The organism is Pseudarthrobacter xylosi (assembly GCF_055412765.1).
The window spans coordinates 252,020-265,309 of the sequence record NZ_JBVAYT010000004.1 but is presented as its reverse complement, the minus strand read 5'-3'; the positions used below and the strand labels follow the sequence as shown (position 1 = coordinate 265,309).

The window sequence follows — 13,290 nt, the reverse complement described above, 5'->3', positions numbered from 1 at the left end:
TATTATTTAGCACACCTGTGCTTAAAACCACGCATCCACGGAATTGGGATAGCGTAGGGGCATGAAAATTCTGGTCACAGGTGGCACCGGGTACATCGGTTCGCACACAGTTTTGTCCCTGCAGGAAGCCGGCCACGATGTGGTGGTGATCGATAACCTGGTGAACTCCAGCGAGGAGTCCCTGCGCCGGGTAGCCGAACTCAGCGGCAAGACCGCGGAATTCCACAACGTGGACCTGGTGGACGAAGCCGCAGTGGAAGGCGTCTTTGCCGCCCACACGATCGACGCCGTGATCCACTTTGCCGGGCTCAAAGCCGTGGGCGAGTCGGTCCGCGAACCGCTCAAGTACTACTACAACAACCTTGTGGGCACGCTGAACCTGATCCGGGTCATGGACCGCCACGACGTCCGCTCCATCGTCTTCAGCTCGTCCGCCACCGTGTACGGGGAGCACAATCCCATCCCCTACGTGGAAAAGATGGAGATCGGCGCCAACAACCCGTACGGCCGCACCAAGGAACAGATCGAGGACATCCTCGCCGATCTGGGCGCCGCTGACAGCCGCTGGCACATAGCCCTGCTGCGCTACTTCAACCCGGTGGGTGCACACCCGTCCGGCCGCATCGGCGAGGACCCCCAGGGCATCCCCAACAACCTGGTACCCTTCATCGCCCAGGTGGCCGTGGGACGCCGCGACAAGCTCATGGTGTTCGGCGGCGACTACGACACCCCTGACGGCACCTGCCTGCGTGACTACATCCACGTCGTCGACCTCGCCGAAGGCCACGTGGCCGCCCTCAACCACGTCGCGGACCGCACCGGCGTCTACCGCTGGAACCTTGGCTCCGGGAAAGGTTCCTCGGTCCTGGAGGTCCTGCGGTCCTTCGAGAAGGCCGTGGGCCAGCCCATCCCCTACGAGATCACCGGACGCCGTGCGGGTGACCTCCCGGCATTCTGGGCGGACGCCACCTCCGCCCTGGCCGATCTCAGCTGGTCGACCACCAAGACCGTGCACCAGATGTGCGAGGACCACTGGCGCTGGCAGAAGAACAACCCCCTCGGCTACGCGTCATAAGCCGGACTCAACAACAACGCGGGGTCACTTAACGCCCATTCCGAGGCCTGGGATGGGCGTTAAGTGACCCCGCGTTGCTTTGTTGGTAAAGAACGACGGCGGCCGGTCGCCTTCGCGGAGAAGGTGACCGGCCGCCGTCGTCATTCAGTCAGGACGGGATCAGCGGACCGGGTAGTCGCGCTCGGGCTCGCCAATGTACAGCTGGCGCGGGCGGCCAATCTTGGTGTTGGGGTCTTCGATCATCTCGCGCCACTGGGCGATCCAGCCCGGCAGGCGGCCGATCGCGAACAGCACGGTGAACATCTTCTCCGGGAAGCCCATGGCCTTGTAGATCAGGCCGGTGTAGAAGTCCACGTTCGGGTAGAGCTTGCGCTGGATGAAGTAGTCATCGTTGAGCGCCTTCTCTTCGAGGCGCATGGCGATCTCGAGCAGTTCGTCGTTACCGCCGAGCTTGGTAAGGATTTCGTGGGCCGTGGCCTTGACGATCTTGGCGCGCGGATCGTAGTTCTTGTAGACGCGGTGCCCGAAGCCCATCAGACGGACGCCGTCTTCCTTGTTCTTGACCTTCTCCATGTAGTCCTCCGGCTTGGTGCCGTCGGCCTGGATCTGGCGGAGCATCTTCAGCACTGCCTCGTTGGCGCCGCCGTGGGCGGGGCCGAAGAGGGCGTTGATGCCGGCCGATACGGAGGCGAAGAGGTTGGCGTTGGAGGAGCCCACCAGGCGCACGGTAGAGGTGGAACAGTTCTGCTCGTGGTCGGCGTGCAGGATGAGGAGAAGGTCCAGCGCCTTGGCGATGACCGGGTCCACTTCGTACTGCTCGGCCGGCAGGCCGAAGCTCAGGCGGAGGAAGTTCTCCACGAGGTTGTGGGAGTTGTCCGGGTACAGCATTGGCTGGCCAATGCTCTTCTTCAGGGCGTAGGCCGCGATGACCGGCATCTTGGCCAGAAGCCGGTACGTGGAGACCTCTACCTGCTCAGCGTTGAACGGATCCAGCGAGTCCTGGTAGAACGTGGACAGCGCCGACACGGCCGATGAGAGCACAGGCATCGGGTGGGCATCACGCGGGAAGCCGCTGAAGAAGCCCTTGAGCTCTTCGTGCAGCAGCGTGTGGTGACGGATCCGCTGGTCGAAGGCTTCCAGTTCCGTGGGGCTGGGCAGGTTGCCGTAGATCAGCAGGTAGGACACCTCGAGGAAGCTGGAGTGCTGCGCCAGCTGTTCGATGGGGTACCCGCGGTAACGCAGGATGCCGGCATCGCCGTCGATGTAGGTAATTGCGGACGTGGTTGCTGCGGTGTTCATGAAGCCGGGGTCAAAGGTGACTGCGCCCGTCTGCTTGAGCAGCTTGGAAACGTCGTAGCCTTCGTTTCCTTCAACAACCTGGATGCGCGGGAGCTTGAGCTCGCCTCCTGCATGGTGCAGGGTTGCGCTGTTGGTCTCAGTCATGGAGTCCCCTTCATGAGGCGCGTGGGCCTCTGTCGAAAGCTTGATCCAACATCCGGTGAGCCGTGGCACTGACCCTGTTCATCCAGGAATCCAACACCCGGGCTGCCTTCTTGTAGAAAGCCACCATTGATAGTCACTTAAAAAGTACCGCCCGATTGCGGGTGTCACTAATCGGAGGCGTGGGAAACCCCCGTAAAATGCCGTCTTTGTGGCGCGAGTCACATGATTGTTACGGCGCCGTGGCCAGTCTGGCCACGGCAGCGTCAATCCGCTCATCCGTGCCCGTCAATGCGACACGCACAAACCCGTTACCGGCCTCACCGTAAAAGACACCCGGCCCCACCACAATGCCCCGCTCAGCCAGCCGCGCCACAGTGTCCCAGGTGCTCTCTCCGGCGGTGGACCAAAGGTACAGTCCGGCGTCGGAATCCTTGATCTCTAGCCCGAAGCCCCGCAGAGCCGGCACCAGGCGCTCCCGGCGTCCGCGGTACAGGTCCTTCTGGGCCTGCACATGGGTGTCATCGCCCAATGCGACCCGCATTGCTTCCTGCACCGGGTACGGGACGATCATGCCTGCATGCTTGCGGCTGTTGACGAGGTTGGCCATGATGGCCGGGTCACCCGCCACAAATGCTGCGCGGTAGCCTGCCACGTTGGACTGCTTACTCAGCGAGTACACGGCCAGGAGGCCATCGTGGGACCCGCCGGTAACGCGCGGGTCCAGGATGCTGGGCACGGGCTCGCCGCCTCGCTGTGCATCCCAGGCGCCCCACCCGAGTTCGGCGTAGCACTCATCCGACGCCACCACGGCACCCAGGTCGCGGGCCTGCGCGACCATATTTTTGAGGGACTCAACATCCCTGACGCTTCCCGTGGGGTTGCCCGGGGAGTTTACCCAGATCAGCCGCACGCGGGAGCGCGTGGCCGGGTTCAACTCATCGAGGTCATCGGTAGCCACAGAGGTGACGCCGGCGAAAGTAGCCCCGATGTCATAGGTGGGGTAGGCAACCTTGGGACGGACGACGACGTCGCCCGGCTTCAGCCCGAGCAGGAGCGGCAGCCACGCCACCAGTTCCTTGGAGCCCACGGTGGGCATAACGTTCCTCGGGTCCAGGCCGGGGACGCCGCGGCGGCGCTCAAACCACGCAGCAATGGCTTCCCGCAATGGAACGGTGCCGTGGACCGTGGGGTATCCCGGGGCGTCCGCGGCGGCCCTGAGGGCATCCTGGATCAGTGCCGGAGTGGGGTCGACGGGCGTGCCGATCGACAGGTTCACGGCCCCGCCGGGGTGCTCGGAGGCTTTGGCCAGGTACGGAGCCAGAGCCTCCCAGGGGTAGTCGGGCAGGCTCAGGCCAAAGCTGTTCACGGCTGCGGTCAACGCGATGCCCGGCTCAGTGGTCTTGGTTCTGCAGCGGCAGGGCCGCGATCATCGGGTGGTCCTTGCCTGTGTTGCCCACCTTGGCAGCGCCACCGGGCGAGCCTAAGTCATCGAAGAATTCGACGTTGGCCTTGTAGTAGTCAGCCCACTCTTCGGGAGTGTCGTCCTCGTAATAGATGGCCTCCACCGGGCAGACCGGCTCGCAGGCACCACAGTCGACACACTCATCGGGGTGGATGTACAGGGAACGCTCACCCTCATAGATGCAGTCAACGGGGCACTCCTCAATACATGCCTTGTCCTTGACATCTACACACGGCTGCGCGATTACGTACGTCACGTCCCTTGCCTCTCCACGATATTTCCCGGCAGTGGCCGGCACTTGAATCCGGCACCGGCCGGACTGTTGACTTCTGAGCCTATTATCTCCCAGCCCATCCACGCGAACCTAGCCGGCCGCCTTAGTATGAACTGGTGAGTCCCGCCCAGCCTACGCCCCGAGAATTTCTGGCCAGCGCCCCGCCCGGAACACGGGTTGTAGTCCGTTACCGGATCGACGGCGGCCTGACCGACGCCTTGGGGCACCTGGTGGCAACTGACGACGGCGGCTGCACAGTCCGCACGCGGAAGTCCGACGTCGTGATCCCCTTGGACCTCGTGGTGGCTGCCAAGGAAGTGCCGCCGGCGCCCGAGCGCCGCCCAGCCCGCGTCCGCAACTGACACTCCCCTGACACAAAAGAAACTGCCGGCACGACGGCGGGGTTCCCGCCTGCCGTACCGGCAGCTTCAGTGACGTGCTATTTAGGACTAGGCCCTGGCGCGTGCCCGTGTGGACTTGGCGCGTTCGCTGGCGTCCAGGATGAGCTTCCGGATACGGATGGACTCCGGGGTCACCTCAACGCACTCGTCTTCGCGGGCGAATTCCAAGGATTCTTCCAGAGTCAGGTTGCGCGGCGGCGTCATGTTCTCGAAGGTGTCCGAGGACGCTGCACGCATGTTGGTGAGCTGCTTTTCCCTGGTGATGTTCACGTCCATGTCATCGGCGCGTGAGTTCTCGCCAACGATCATGCCTTCGTAGACCTCGGAGGTGGGCTGCACGAAGAATGACATGCGTTCCTGGAGCTTGATCATCGCGAACGGGGTGACCACGCCAGAGCGGTCAGCCACGATCGAACCGTTGGTGCGGTACTCGATGGGGCCGGCCCACGGCTCGTAGCCCTCCGCGATGGAGGAAGCAATGCCGGCACCGCGGGTGTCGGTGAGGAACTTGGTGCGGAAGCCGATCAGGCCACGGGCCGGAACGATGAACTCCATGCGGCACCAGCCGGTGCCGTGGTTGGCCATGTTGGTCATGCGGCCCTTGCGGGCTGCCATCAGCTGGGTGACGGCACCGAGGTACTCTTCCGGCACGTCGATGGTCATGTGTTCCATCGGCTCGTGGATCTTGCCGTCGACGGTCTTGGTGACAACCTGCGGCTTGCCGACAGTCAGTTCGAAGCCTTCACGTCGCATCTGCTCAACCAGGATGGCCAGCGCCAGCTCGCCACGGCCCTGGACTTCCCAGGCGTCGGGACGCTCGGTGGGGAGAACCTTGATGGAGACGTTACCGATCAGCTCCTTGTCCAGGCGGTCCTTGACCTGGCGGGCCGTGACCTTGGCGCCCTTGACCCGGCCGGCCAGCGGCGAGGTGTTGATACCGATGGTCATGGAGATCGCGGGATCGTCAACGGTGATCAGCGGCAGCGGCTGCGGGTTGTCGACGTCGGTCAGGGTCTCACCAATGGTGATTTCCTCGATACCGGCAACGGCGACGATTTCGCCCGGGCCTGCAGACTCGGTGGGAACACGGTCCAGTGCCTTGGTGGCCAGCAGTTCGGTGATCTTGACGTTCTTGAGCTCTCCGTTGGCGCGGGCCCAGGCAACGGTCTGGCCCTTGCGCAGGGTGCCGTTGTAGATGCGCAGCAACGCGAGGCGGCCCAGGAACGGGGAGGCGTCCAGGTTGGTGACGTGGGCCTGGAGGACACCGTTCGGGTTGTACGTCGGGGCCGGGATGTGCTCGATGATGGTCTTGAACAGCGGCTCAAGGTCTTCGTTGTCCGGAGCGGAGCCGTCGGCGGGCTGGTCCAGGGAGGCGCGGCCCACCCTCGCTGCTGCGTAGACAACCGGAACTTCAAGGATCTTGTCGAGGTCCAGGTCCGGAACTTCGTCGGCGAGGTCCGAGGCGAGGCCCAGGAGGAGGTCCATGGACTCGTGGACAACTTCCTCGATGCGGGCGTCGGGGCGGTCCGTCTTGTTGACGAGGAGGATAACCGGCAGGTGCGCGGCCAGGGCCTTGCGCAGCACGAAGCGGGTCTGGGGCAGCGGGCCCTCGGAAGCGTCAACGAGGAGCACAACGCCGTCCACCATGGACAGGCCGCGCTCTACTTCGCCGCCGAAGTCGGCGTGGCCGGGGGTGTCGATGACGTTGATGGTGATGGTTTCACCGTTGGAAGACGGTCCGTTGTAGGCCACGGTGGTGTTCTTGGCCAGGATGGTGATGCCCTTTTCGCGTTCCAGGTCACCGGAGTCCATGACGCGGTCTTCGAGGTGGTTGTGTTCGGCAAAGGAGTTGGTCTGCTTGAGCATGGCGTCGACCAGAGTGGTCTTGCCGTGGTCAACGTGGGCCACGATCGCGACGTTGCGGAGGTCACTGCGTGATGCAGTGGCTACCGCAGTGTTGGTGGTGGTTTCAGACATGCGTGATTGCTCGATTCAGTGGTGAAGTCAGCTGTTGTATCGCGACATTTCCAACCGGAACGCACGACGGATTAGCCCAATAACACAGGGCTCCTTCCCTCATTCTAAACGCTGAGCCTATTGTTGGCCTAAAAATCTTGGACCGGCTCAGTCCGGCCAGCAGGTAATTACGGCCCGCCGCGGCTCAAAGAGTGACCAAGCTCACTGGATTTTTGTGACTTGATGCCCCATCATTGCTGTGATAACCACAGCAAGCCCGGAGAATCCCTGATGCGAAAAGCCTCGGCTCTAACCCGCTTTGTCGCCTCTGGAATCGCGGTAGCCGCGCTCCTGGGCGGCTGCGGACAGACCCCATCAGCCACACCGGATTCCGGCGTGCCATCCCCGGCGCAGGCGGCCGCGGCCGGGGCTTACCAGGCCGGCGGCGGGGATCCGATCGGTTTGCCTGCCGGCTCTGTATACAGCAACCCGGCCAGTGGGCGTGACGAGGTGGTGGTGCCGGACATGCGGCACACTGCCCTCCTGATCGGCGATTCCCAATCCGAACCTACTGACGGGTGGCCGCGGCTTGGCCTTGTCGCCGTTGGTTACAAAGTCCATTTCTGCGGGCTCGGCGGTACGGGATTCGTGGCGTCCAACGGCAAGACGGGCAATTACATCGACGCTTTGCAGCGCGGCGACTGGAAGCTGCCGTACGGGACGCCCGCGCTGATCGTCATCCAGGGCGGCGGCAACGACGCCGCCCGCGGCGCTACCGATGCCCAGATCGTGGCCAACGCCGACCGTCTGATCGGCGCCCTGAAGGACCGCTATCCGGGCGCCAAGATGGCGATGATCGGCACCCTGGCCCGCGGCGCCAACTTCGGCGGCGGGCGCAGGACCCAGGTGGACGCGCTGCTGGGTACCGTGGCGGCCCGGCACGGCATGCCTTTTGTGGGCGTGGGCGACTGGCTGTCGAAATACAACCTGTCGAAGAACCTGGCGGATGCCGTCCATATGGATGCCGCAGGCCGCAGGTCACTGGGCGGGCTGCTTGAAGCCAGGCTTCGGCAGCTGGGGCTTGCAGGCCCGGCACTGGACGGCACGGTCCCGGCAACAGCTTCCGCATTCACTCCGGCGGACTGAGCAGGCTACCTGTGGACTGAACGGAATCGCAAATACGATGGAGCCGGTGCCCTGAGGCACCGGCTCCATATTTTTGCTCGGGATACTTCGCCTGGATCAGGCCACTTCGGGCGGAAGCATCAGCTTCGCACCGGGAATGGCGTTGAGCAGTGCCTTCGTGTACTCCTGCTGAGGGGACTCGAACACATCGTCCGTGGAACCGGTCTCCACCAGCTTGCCCTTTTCCATCACACAGACGTGGTCGGCAATCTGCCGCACCACAGCCAGGTCATGGGTGATAAAGAGATAGGTCAGCCCGAGGTTGGCCTGTAGGTCCGCGAGCAGGTTGAGTACCTGGGCCTGGACCAGCACGTCCAGCGCGGACACGGCCTCATCACAGATGATCACCTCGGGATCCAGCGCCAGGGCACGGGCTATGGCAACACGCTGCCGCTGCCCGCCGGAGAGTTCGTTCGGGTACCGCTGCATGGCGGACTGAGGCAGTGCCACCTGGTCCAGCAGTTCCCGGACCTTCTTCTCGCGGCTGGCCGCGTCACCAATCTTGTGGACGCGCAACGGCTCCTCGATAGTGCGGAAGATGTTGTACATCGGGTCCAACGAGCCGTAAGGATCCTGGAAAATGGGCTGCACGCGCCGCCTGAACTTGAACAACTCCCGTGTATTCAGGCCTGACGTGTCCACGCCGTCGAACAGGATCTTTCCCTCCGTGGGTTTTTCAAGCTGCAGTACCATCTTGGCCACGGTGGATTTGCCGGAGCCCGACTCCCCCACAATCGCTGTCGTGGTGCCGCGGCGCACTTCGAAGCTCACGCCGTCCACCGCCGCGAAGTCGGTGGACCCAAAGCCCTGGCGGAGCTTGTAGACCTTGCGCAAATCCTGGATCTGCAGGACGTTATCCGCGGCAGCAGCCTCCGCAGCTGGAGCCAGCAGGTCTGACGCTTCGAGGCCCTGCTCCTTAGCGACCTGGATCCTTCGGCTCGCCAGTGAAGGCGCAGATTCAACCAGCCGCTTGGTGTACGGGTGCTGCGGATTCTGGAGCAATGCCAGCGAAGGTCCAGCCTCCACCACCTGCCCCCGGTACATCACCACAACCTTGTCAGCCCGTTCTGCGGCCAGCCCCAGGTCATGGGTAATCAGCAGGACTGCTGTACCCAGGTCCGTGGTCATGGTGTCCAGGTGATCCAGAATCTGCCGCTGGACCGTGACGTCCAGTGCCGACGTCGGCTCATCCGCGATCAGCAGGCGCGGCTGGCAGGACAACCCGATGGCAATGAGGGCCCGCTGGCGCATGCCGCCGGAAAACTCATGCGGGTACTGCTTGGCCCGCCGATGGGCGTCCGGCAGTCCCGCCTCGGACAGTACCTGGGCAACATCATCCGGGCCACTGGGCCTGCCGTTGGCGCGGAGGGTCTCCTTGACCTGATAGCCGATCTTCCAGACCGGGTTCAGGTTGGACATGGGGTCCTGCGGGACCATCCCGATCGTGTTGCCCCGCAGTTCGATCATCCGCTGCTCGGTTGCGTGGGCGATGTCCTCGCCATCGAGCAGGATCTGTCCCGCGGAAACGCGGCCGTTGTTCGGCAACAGGCCGATAGCAGCGAGTGCGGTCGTCGACTTGCCTGAGCCCGACTCCCCCACGATTGCCACGGTTTCTCCCGGCATGATGGTCAGGTGCGCATTGCGGACTGCCTGAACTTCACCGCTGCCCGTGGTGAAGGTGATGGCCAGATCGCGGATTTCCAGCAGTGGCTTCACTCCCGCCGCCCCGGCCTCATCGATGTGGATTTCTGGAGTAATCATCTCTTTCTCTCTCATCGCTGCCGGCTCTTGGGATCGAGGGCGTCGCGTACCGCGTCGCCAAGCATAATAAAGCTCAACACGGTAATGGACAGCGCCGCCGCCGGAAAGAGCATGATTTCCGGCCTGGTTCGAATGGAAGCCTGCGCACCGGCAATGTCATTACCCCAGGACATGATGCTCTGCGGCAGGCCGATTCCCAGGAAGGACAAGGTGGCTTCCGCCACGATAAAGACGCCCAGCTCGAGGGTGGCAAGGACGATAATCGGTGCCAATGCGTTAGGCAGAACGTGGCGGACCAGGGCGCTAAACTTTGAAACGCCCAGTGAACGGGCTGCCGTCACAAAGTCGGCATTGCGCACTTCAATGACCGCGCCGCGTGTGATGCGTGCCATCTGCGGCCAAGCCAGCAGCGAAATCACAAACACGACGCTCCAAACGCCCCTGTTTTCGCGGAAAAAGGGCAACTGGGTGATCACCAGTGCGCCAAGAATCAGTGGCAGCGCAAAGAAGACGTCGCCCAGACGGGCAAGAACGGCATCGACCCAGCCGCCGTAGTAGCCGGCAAGGGCGCCTACGGTCACACCGATAACCAGGACGCAGAACACGGACAGCAGACCCACTGAAAGCGAAGCCTGGGTTCCGTGGACGACGCGGGAATAGATGTCGCAGCCCTGGAAGGTGAAGCCGAAGGGATGCCCGTCCGTGGGACCGCCTTCCGAGTTGGCCAGTACGCAGCCGTCGTTTGGAGCAACTGAGGAAAAAAGTCCCGGGAACAGCGCCACCACAGCAAGTGCCAGGATGAGCAGCGCCGAAATAATGAACAGCGGACGACGGCGAAGCTTGCGCCAGGCGTCCGCCCACAGACTCAGGGGTGCCTGGTCGGTCTTGACAGCGTCAGTTGCCAGCAACGGGGTTTCGTCGATGGGCGCCACAAAGTGGCTGTTATTACTGGTCATAACGGATCCTCGGGTCAAGCCAGGCATACAGGAGATCAACGAGCAGGTTGGCCACCACGAAGACCAGCACCAGAACACTGACGATGGAGACGATGGTGGGGCCTTCGCTGCGGAGGACGGCTTGGTAGAGCTTGTTGCCGACGCCGGGGACATTGAAGATGCCCTCGGTCACGATCGCTCCGCCCATCAGACCGCCAAGGTTTGCGCCCAGGTACGTCACCACCGGAATCAACGAGTTACGCAGGATGTGTGCGACGACCACTCGAGGCCGTGACAAGCCTTTGGCGGTGGCAGTCCGCACGTAGTCGGCGTTCATGTTTTCGCTGACAGAGGCGCGCGTCAGCCGGAGAACATAGGCAAACGACACCAGGCCCAGGACCACTGCCGGAAGCAGCAGGCTGCCCCAATCAGCGTTGGCGCCGACCGTAGGTTTCGCCCATCCGAGTTGTACGCCAAAGACGAGTTGAAAAACAAAACCCAGGACAAACGTGGGTACCGCGATGACAACCAGTGAAACTACCAGAATGGTGGAGTCAAACCAGCCGCCGCGGCGGAGGCCGGCGAAGACGCCAAAAGCTACACCGAAGATTGCCTGGATGGCCAGCGCTTCAACGGCGAGCATTGCCGTAACTGGGAAGACCCGCGCCAGGCTGGCGGCGATGGGCTGGCCGGTGAAGTCGTTGCCGAGGTTGAACGTGAAAAGGTTCTGCAGGAAGAGCCCGTACTGGACCCAGAAAGGTTCGTCCAGGTGGTACTGGCTGCGCAGGGTATCGATAACTGCCTGCGGGGGCTGGCGGTCTCCGAAGAGCGCCGCAATGGGATCGCCGGGAAGGGCGAAGACCATGTAGTAAACCAAAAGCGTGGTGCCGATGAAGACGGGGATCACCTGAAGGAGCCGTTTCAAGATAAAGCGGACCACCGGATCACCGGCCTTCCGGATGCGAAGAGAGGTGTTTCATTTGTGCCTTCCTGCCGTGCAGGACAATGGGGGCCCGGCTTTGTGCCGGACCCCCATTCGCCTGGCGGCAAGTTAGATCCGGGAGACTACTTGGCCGTGATGTTGTAGTAGAGGATTCCGCCATTCCAGCCGGTTTCGGCCTTCACAACGTTTTCGCTCCACACGATCGGCTTTGCCTGGTCCCAGAGCGGCAGTCCGGGAAGGTCCTCGAAGAGAACTTCCTGGGCCTCGTTGAACTTGGCGTTGGCCTCATCCGTAGTCTTGGCGGCAAGCCCGTCCTGGAGCAGCTTGTCGAACTTAGGGTTCGAGTACTTCTCGTAGTTGGAGGAAGCGCCCGTTGCCCAGACCGGTCCGAGGAAGTTGTAGAGCGACGGGTAGTCGCCCTGCCAGCCGGCGCGGCTCAGGCCCGGGAGGGACTGGGACTTGCGCAGGTTCAGCACTTCAGCGAACTTAGCGAAGGGCTGGATTTCGGCCTGGATGCCGAGGTTGTTCTTGAAACCATTGGCTACGGCGTCAATCCATTCCTTGTTGCCACCATCAGTGTTGGAGGCAATCTGCAGCGGCTTGGATCCGTCGTACGGCTGGATCTTGTCAGCCTGGGCCCACAGGTCCTTAGCCTTGGCAGCGTCGAACTTGAGGACTTCGCTGCCCTTGAGGTCAGCCTTGAATCCGTCAATGACCGGCGGGGCGAAAGCCTTGGCCGGGGTGCGGGTTCCGTTGAAGACTACCTTGGCGATCTCTTCGCGGTTGATGGCGTAGGACAGAGCCTGGCGGCGCAGCTTGCCGGCTTCACCCTGGAAGTTCGGGTTGTAACCCGGGATATTCAGGGTGGAGTCGGTGGCCACAGCCTTGGTGGCATTGCGGTCCTGGAAGTCCGTGACGTAGGTCTTCAGTGCGTTGGACGGCAGTACGTCGGTGACGTCCAGGTTGTTGCCCTGAAGGTCCGTGTATGCGGGGCCCGGATCGGTGTAGAACTTGAAGGTCACGCCGCCGTTTTTCGATTCGCGGGGACCGCTGTAGTCAGCGTTCTTGACGAGGGAGATCGACTGGTCATGTACCCAGGAGCCGGTCTTTTCGAACTTGTACGGACCGTTGCCTACCGGGTTTTCGCCGAAGGTCTTCGGATCCGCCAACGCTGCGGACGGCAGCGGGAAGAATGCTGAGTAGCCAAGGCGGAGCGACCAGTCCGCTTCCGGCTGTGCGAGCTTCACCGTGAGCGTCGAATCGTCTGTAGCTGTCAGACCAGACATCGTTTCGGCGGTGGGCGCCGGCGTGGTGGTCTTCTTGCCATCGGCGGCTGTTTCGGTGGTGACGGCAGAGACATCTGCGTAGCCAGCGATGGACTCAAAGAAGAATCCGTTGTTCTGCAGGTTCTTGGAGTTCGCGGCGAAGTTCCAGGAATCAACGAACGTCTTGGCGGTGATCGCTTCGCCGTTCGTGAACTTCTGGCCCTGCTTGACCTTGATGGTCCAGTTCTGGGCGTCAGGCGACTCAATGGATTCTGCCAGCGAGTTGACCGGCTTGCCGTTGGCATCGTAGCTGCGAAGGCCTTCGAAGAGCAGCTCGACGACGCGGCCGCCGTAAACTTCGTTCGTATTTGCCGGCAGCAACGGGTTCTGTGGTTCGTTGCTGTACGCGGTGATCACCTTGTTGGGATCGCCGGCCGACTGGCTGGCACCGTCATTGCTGCCGCCTCCAGCGCCGCAGCCGGTCAGGGCAAGGGCAGCGATCGCCACCATGCCGAGTGCTTTGGAAGTGCGCGTGAAACGCATTCCGCCTCCTATGAGTTGTGGGAGATATACAGGGGAAATCTTTTGCT

The 13,290-nt window shown here is 62.7% G+C and carries 11 protein-coding genes; 3 read left to right on the top strand and 8 right to left on the bottom strand.

All coding sequences use genetic code 11. From position 1 onward, the window contains the following. Positions 1–61 precede the first annotated feature (61 nt). The gene (galE, locus tag ACZY1F_RS11295; RefSeq protein WP_463941771.1) at positions 62–1,075 is read left to right on the top strand and encodes a UDP-glucose 4-epimerase GalE; all 1,014 of its coding nucleotides are present in this window, start codon (positions 62–64) and stop codon (positions 1,073–1,075) included. Positions 1,076–1,234: 159 nt separating this feature from the next. Here galE and ACZY1F_RS11290 read toward each other — a convergent pair whose 3' ends face one another. The 3 genes from ACZY1F_RS11290 to fdxA all read right to left on the bottom strand — a co-directional run bounded on the left by ACZY1F_RS11290 (position 1,235) and on the right by fdxA (position 4,236). Continuing rightward, positions 1,235–2,518: a citrate synthase gene (locus ACZY1F_RS11290; protein WP_463941770.1), complete on the bottom strand. Its 1,284-nt coding sequence runs from the start codon at positions 2,516–2,518 to the stop codon at positions 1,235–1,237. A 229-nt stretch (positions 2,519–2,747) separates the two neighbouring features. Further along, positions 2,748–3,896, bottom strand: coding sequence for a succinyldiaminopimelate transaminase (gene dapC, locus ACZY1F_RS11285; protein ID WP_463941769.1), 1,149 nt, complete (start codon positions 3,894–3,896; stop codon positions 2,748–2,750). Positions 3,897–3,909: 13 nt separating this feature from the next. Continuing rightward, complete coding sequence (gene fdxA / locus ACZY1F_RS11280; protein WP_056344030.1) at positions 3,910–4,236, bottom strand: ferredoxin; 327 nt, start codon at positions 4,234–4,236, stop codon at positions 3,910–3,912. A gap of 134 nt (positions 4,237–4,370) precedes the next feature. On the opposite strand from fdxA, the gene ACZY1F_RS11275 reads away from it, so the two are divergent. Then, entirely contained in the window at positions 4,371–4,616 is a 246-nt protein-coding gene (locus tag ACZY1F_RS11275) for a putative acetyltransferase (RefSeq protein ID WP_463941768.1), read from the top strand. An 87-nt stretch (positions 4,617–4,703) separates the two neighbouring features. Here ACZY1F_RS11275 and typA read toward each other — a convergent pair whose 3' ends face one another. Then, positions 4,704–6,632: a translational GTPase TypA gene (gene typA / locus ACZY1F_RS11270; protein ID WP_463941767.1), complete on the bottom strand. Its 1,929-nt coding sequence runs from the start codon at positions 6,630–6,632 to the stop codon at positions 4,704–4,706. Between the two features lie 270 nt (positions 6,633–6,902). On the opposite strand from typA, the gene ACZY1F_RS11265 reads away from it, so the two are divergent. Then, the gene (locus ACZY1F_RS11265; protein ID WP_463941766.1) at positions 6,903–7,757 is read left to right on the top strand and encodes an SGNH/GDSL hydrolase family protein; all 855 of its coding nucleotides are present in this window, start codon (positions 6,903–6,905) and stop codon (positions 7,755–7,757) included. Between the two features lie 96 nt (positions 7,758–7,853). On the opposite strand, the gene ACZY1F_RS11260 is transcribed toward ACZY1F_RS11265, so the two are convergent. From ACZY1F_RS11260 to ACZY1F_RS11245, 4 genes are all read right to left on the bottom strand, one after another. Further along, positions 7,854–9,557: a dipeptide ABC transporter ATP-binding protein gene (locus tag ACZY1F_RS11260; protein WP_463941765.1), complete on the bottom strand. Its 1,704-nt coding sequence runs from the start codon at positions 9,555–9,557 to the stop codon at positions 7,854–7,856. An 11-nt stretch (positions 9,558–9,568) separates the two neighbouring features. Next, positions 9,569–10,513 (bottom strand): ABC transporter permease, encoded by a 945-nt coding sequence (locus tag ACZY1F_RS11255; RefSeq protein WP_463941764.1) that lies wholly within the window; start codon positions 10,511–10,513, stop codon positions 9,569–9,571. Then, a complete protein-coding gene (locus ACZY1F_RS11250) occupies positions 10,503–11,432 on the bottom strand; it encodes an ABC transporter permease (protein WP_463941763.1) in 930 nt (309 codons plus the stop codon). Before ACZY1F_RS11250 ends, ACZY1F_RS11255 begins: the two co-directional genes overlap by 11 nt. Positions 11,433–11,557: 125 nt before the next feature. After that, positions 11,558–13,243, bottom strand: coding sequence for a peptide ABC transporter substrate-binding protein (locus tag ACZY1F_RS11245; protein WP_463941762.1), 1,686 nt, complete (start codon positions 13,241–13,243; stop codon positions 11,558–11,560). Between the last annotated feature and the right edge of the window lie 47 nt (positions 13,244–13,290).

Excerpts from the sequence above, each read along its gene's own strand:
- galE (WP_463941771.1), top strand. The coding sequence starts at position 62 with ATGAAAATTCTGGTCACAGGTGGCACCGGGTACATCGGTTCGCACACA.
- ACZY1F_RS11290 (WP_463941770.1), bottom strand. The coding sequence starts at position 2,518 with ATGACTGAGACCAACAGCGCAACCCTGCACCATGCAGGAGGCGAGCTC.
- typA (WP_463941767.1), bottom strand. The coding sequence starts at position 6,632 with ATGTCTGAAACCACCACCAACACTGCGGTAGCCACTGCATCACGCAGT.
- ACZY1F_RS11265 (WP_463941766.1), top strand. The coding sequence starts at position 6,903 with ATGCGAAAAGCCTCGGCTCTAACCCGCTTTGTCGCCTCTGGAATCGCG.
- ACZY1F_RS11260 (WP_463941765.1), bottom strand. The coding sequence starts at position 9,557 with ATGATTACTCCAGAAATCCACATCGATGAGGCCGGGGCGGCGGGAGTG.
- ACZY1F_RS11255 (WP_463941764.1), bottom strand. The coding sequence starts at position 10,513 with ATGACCAGTAATAACAGCCACTTTGTGGCGCCCATCGACGAAACCCCG.
- ACZY1F_RS11245 (WP_463941762.1), bottom strand. The coding sequence starts at position 13,243 with ATGCGTTTCACGCGCACTTCCAAAGCACTCGGCATGGTGGCGATCGCT.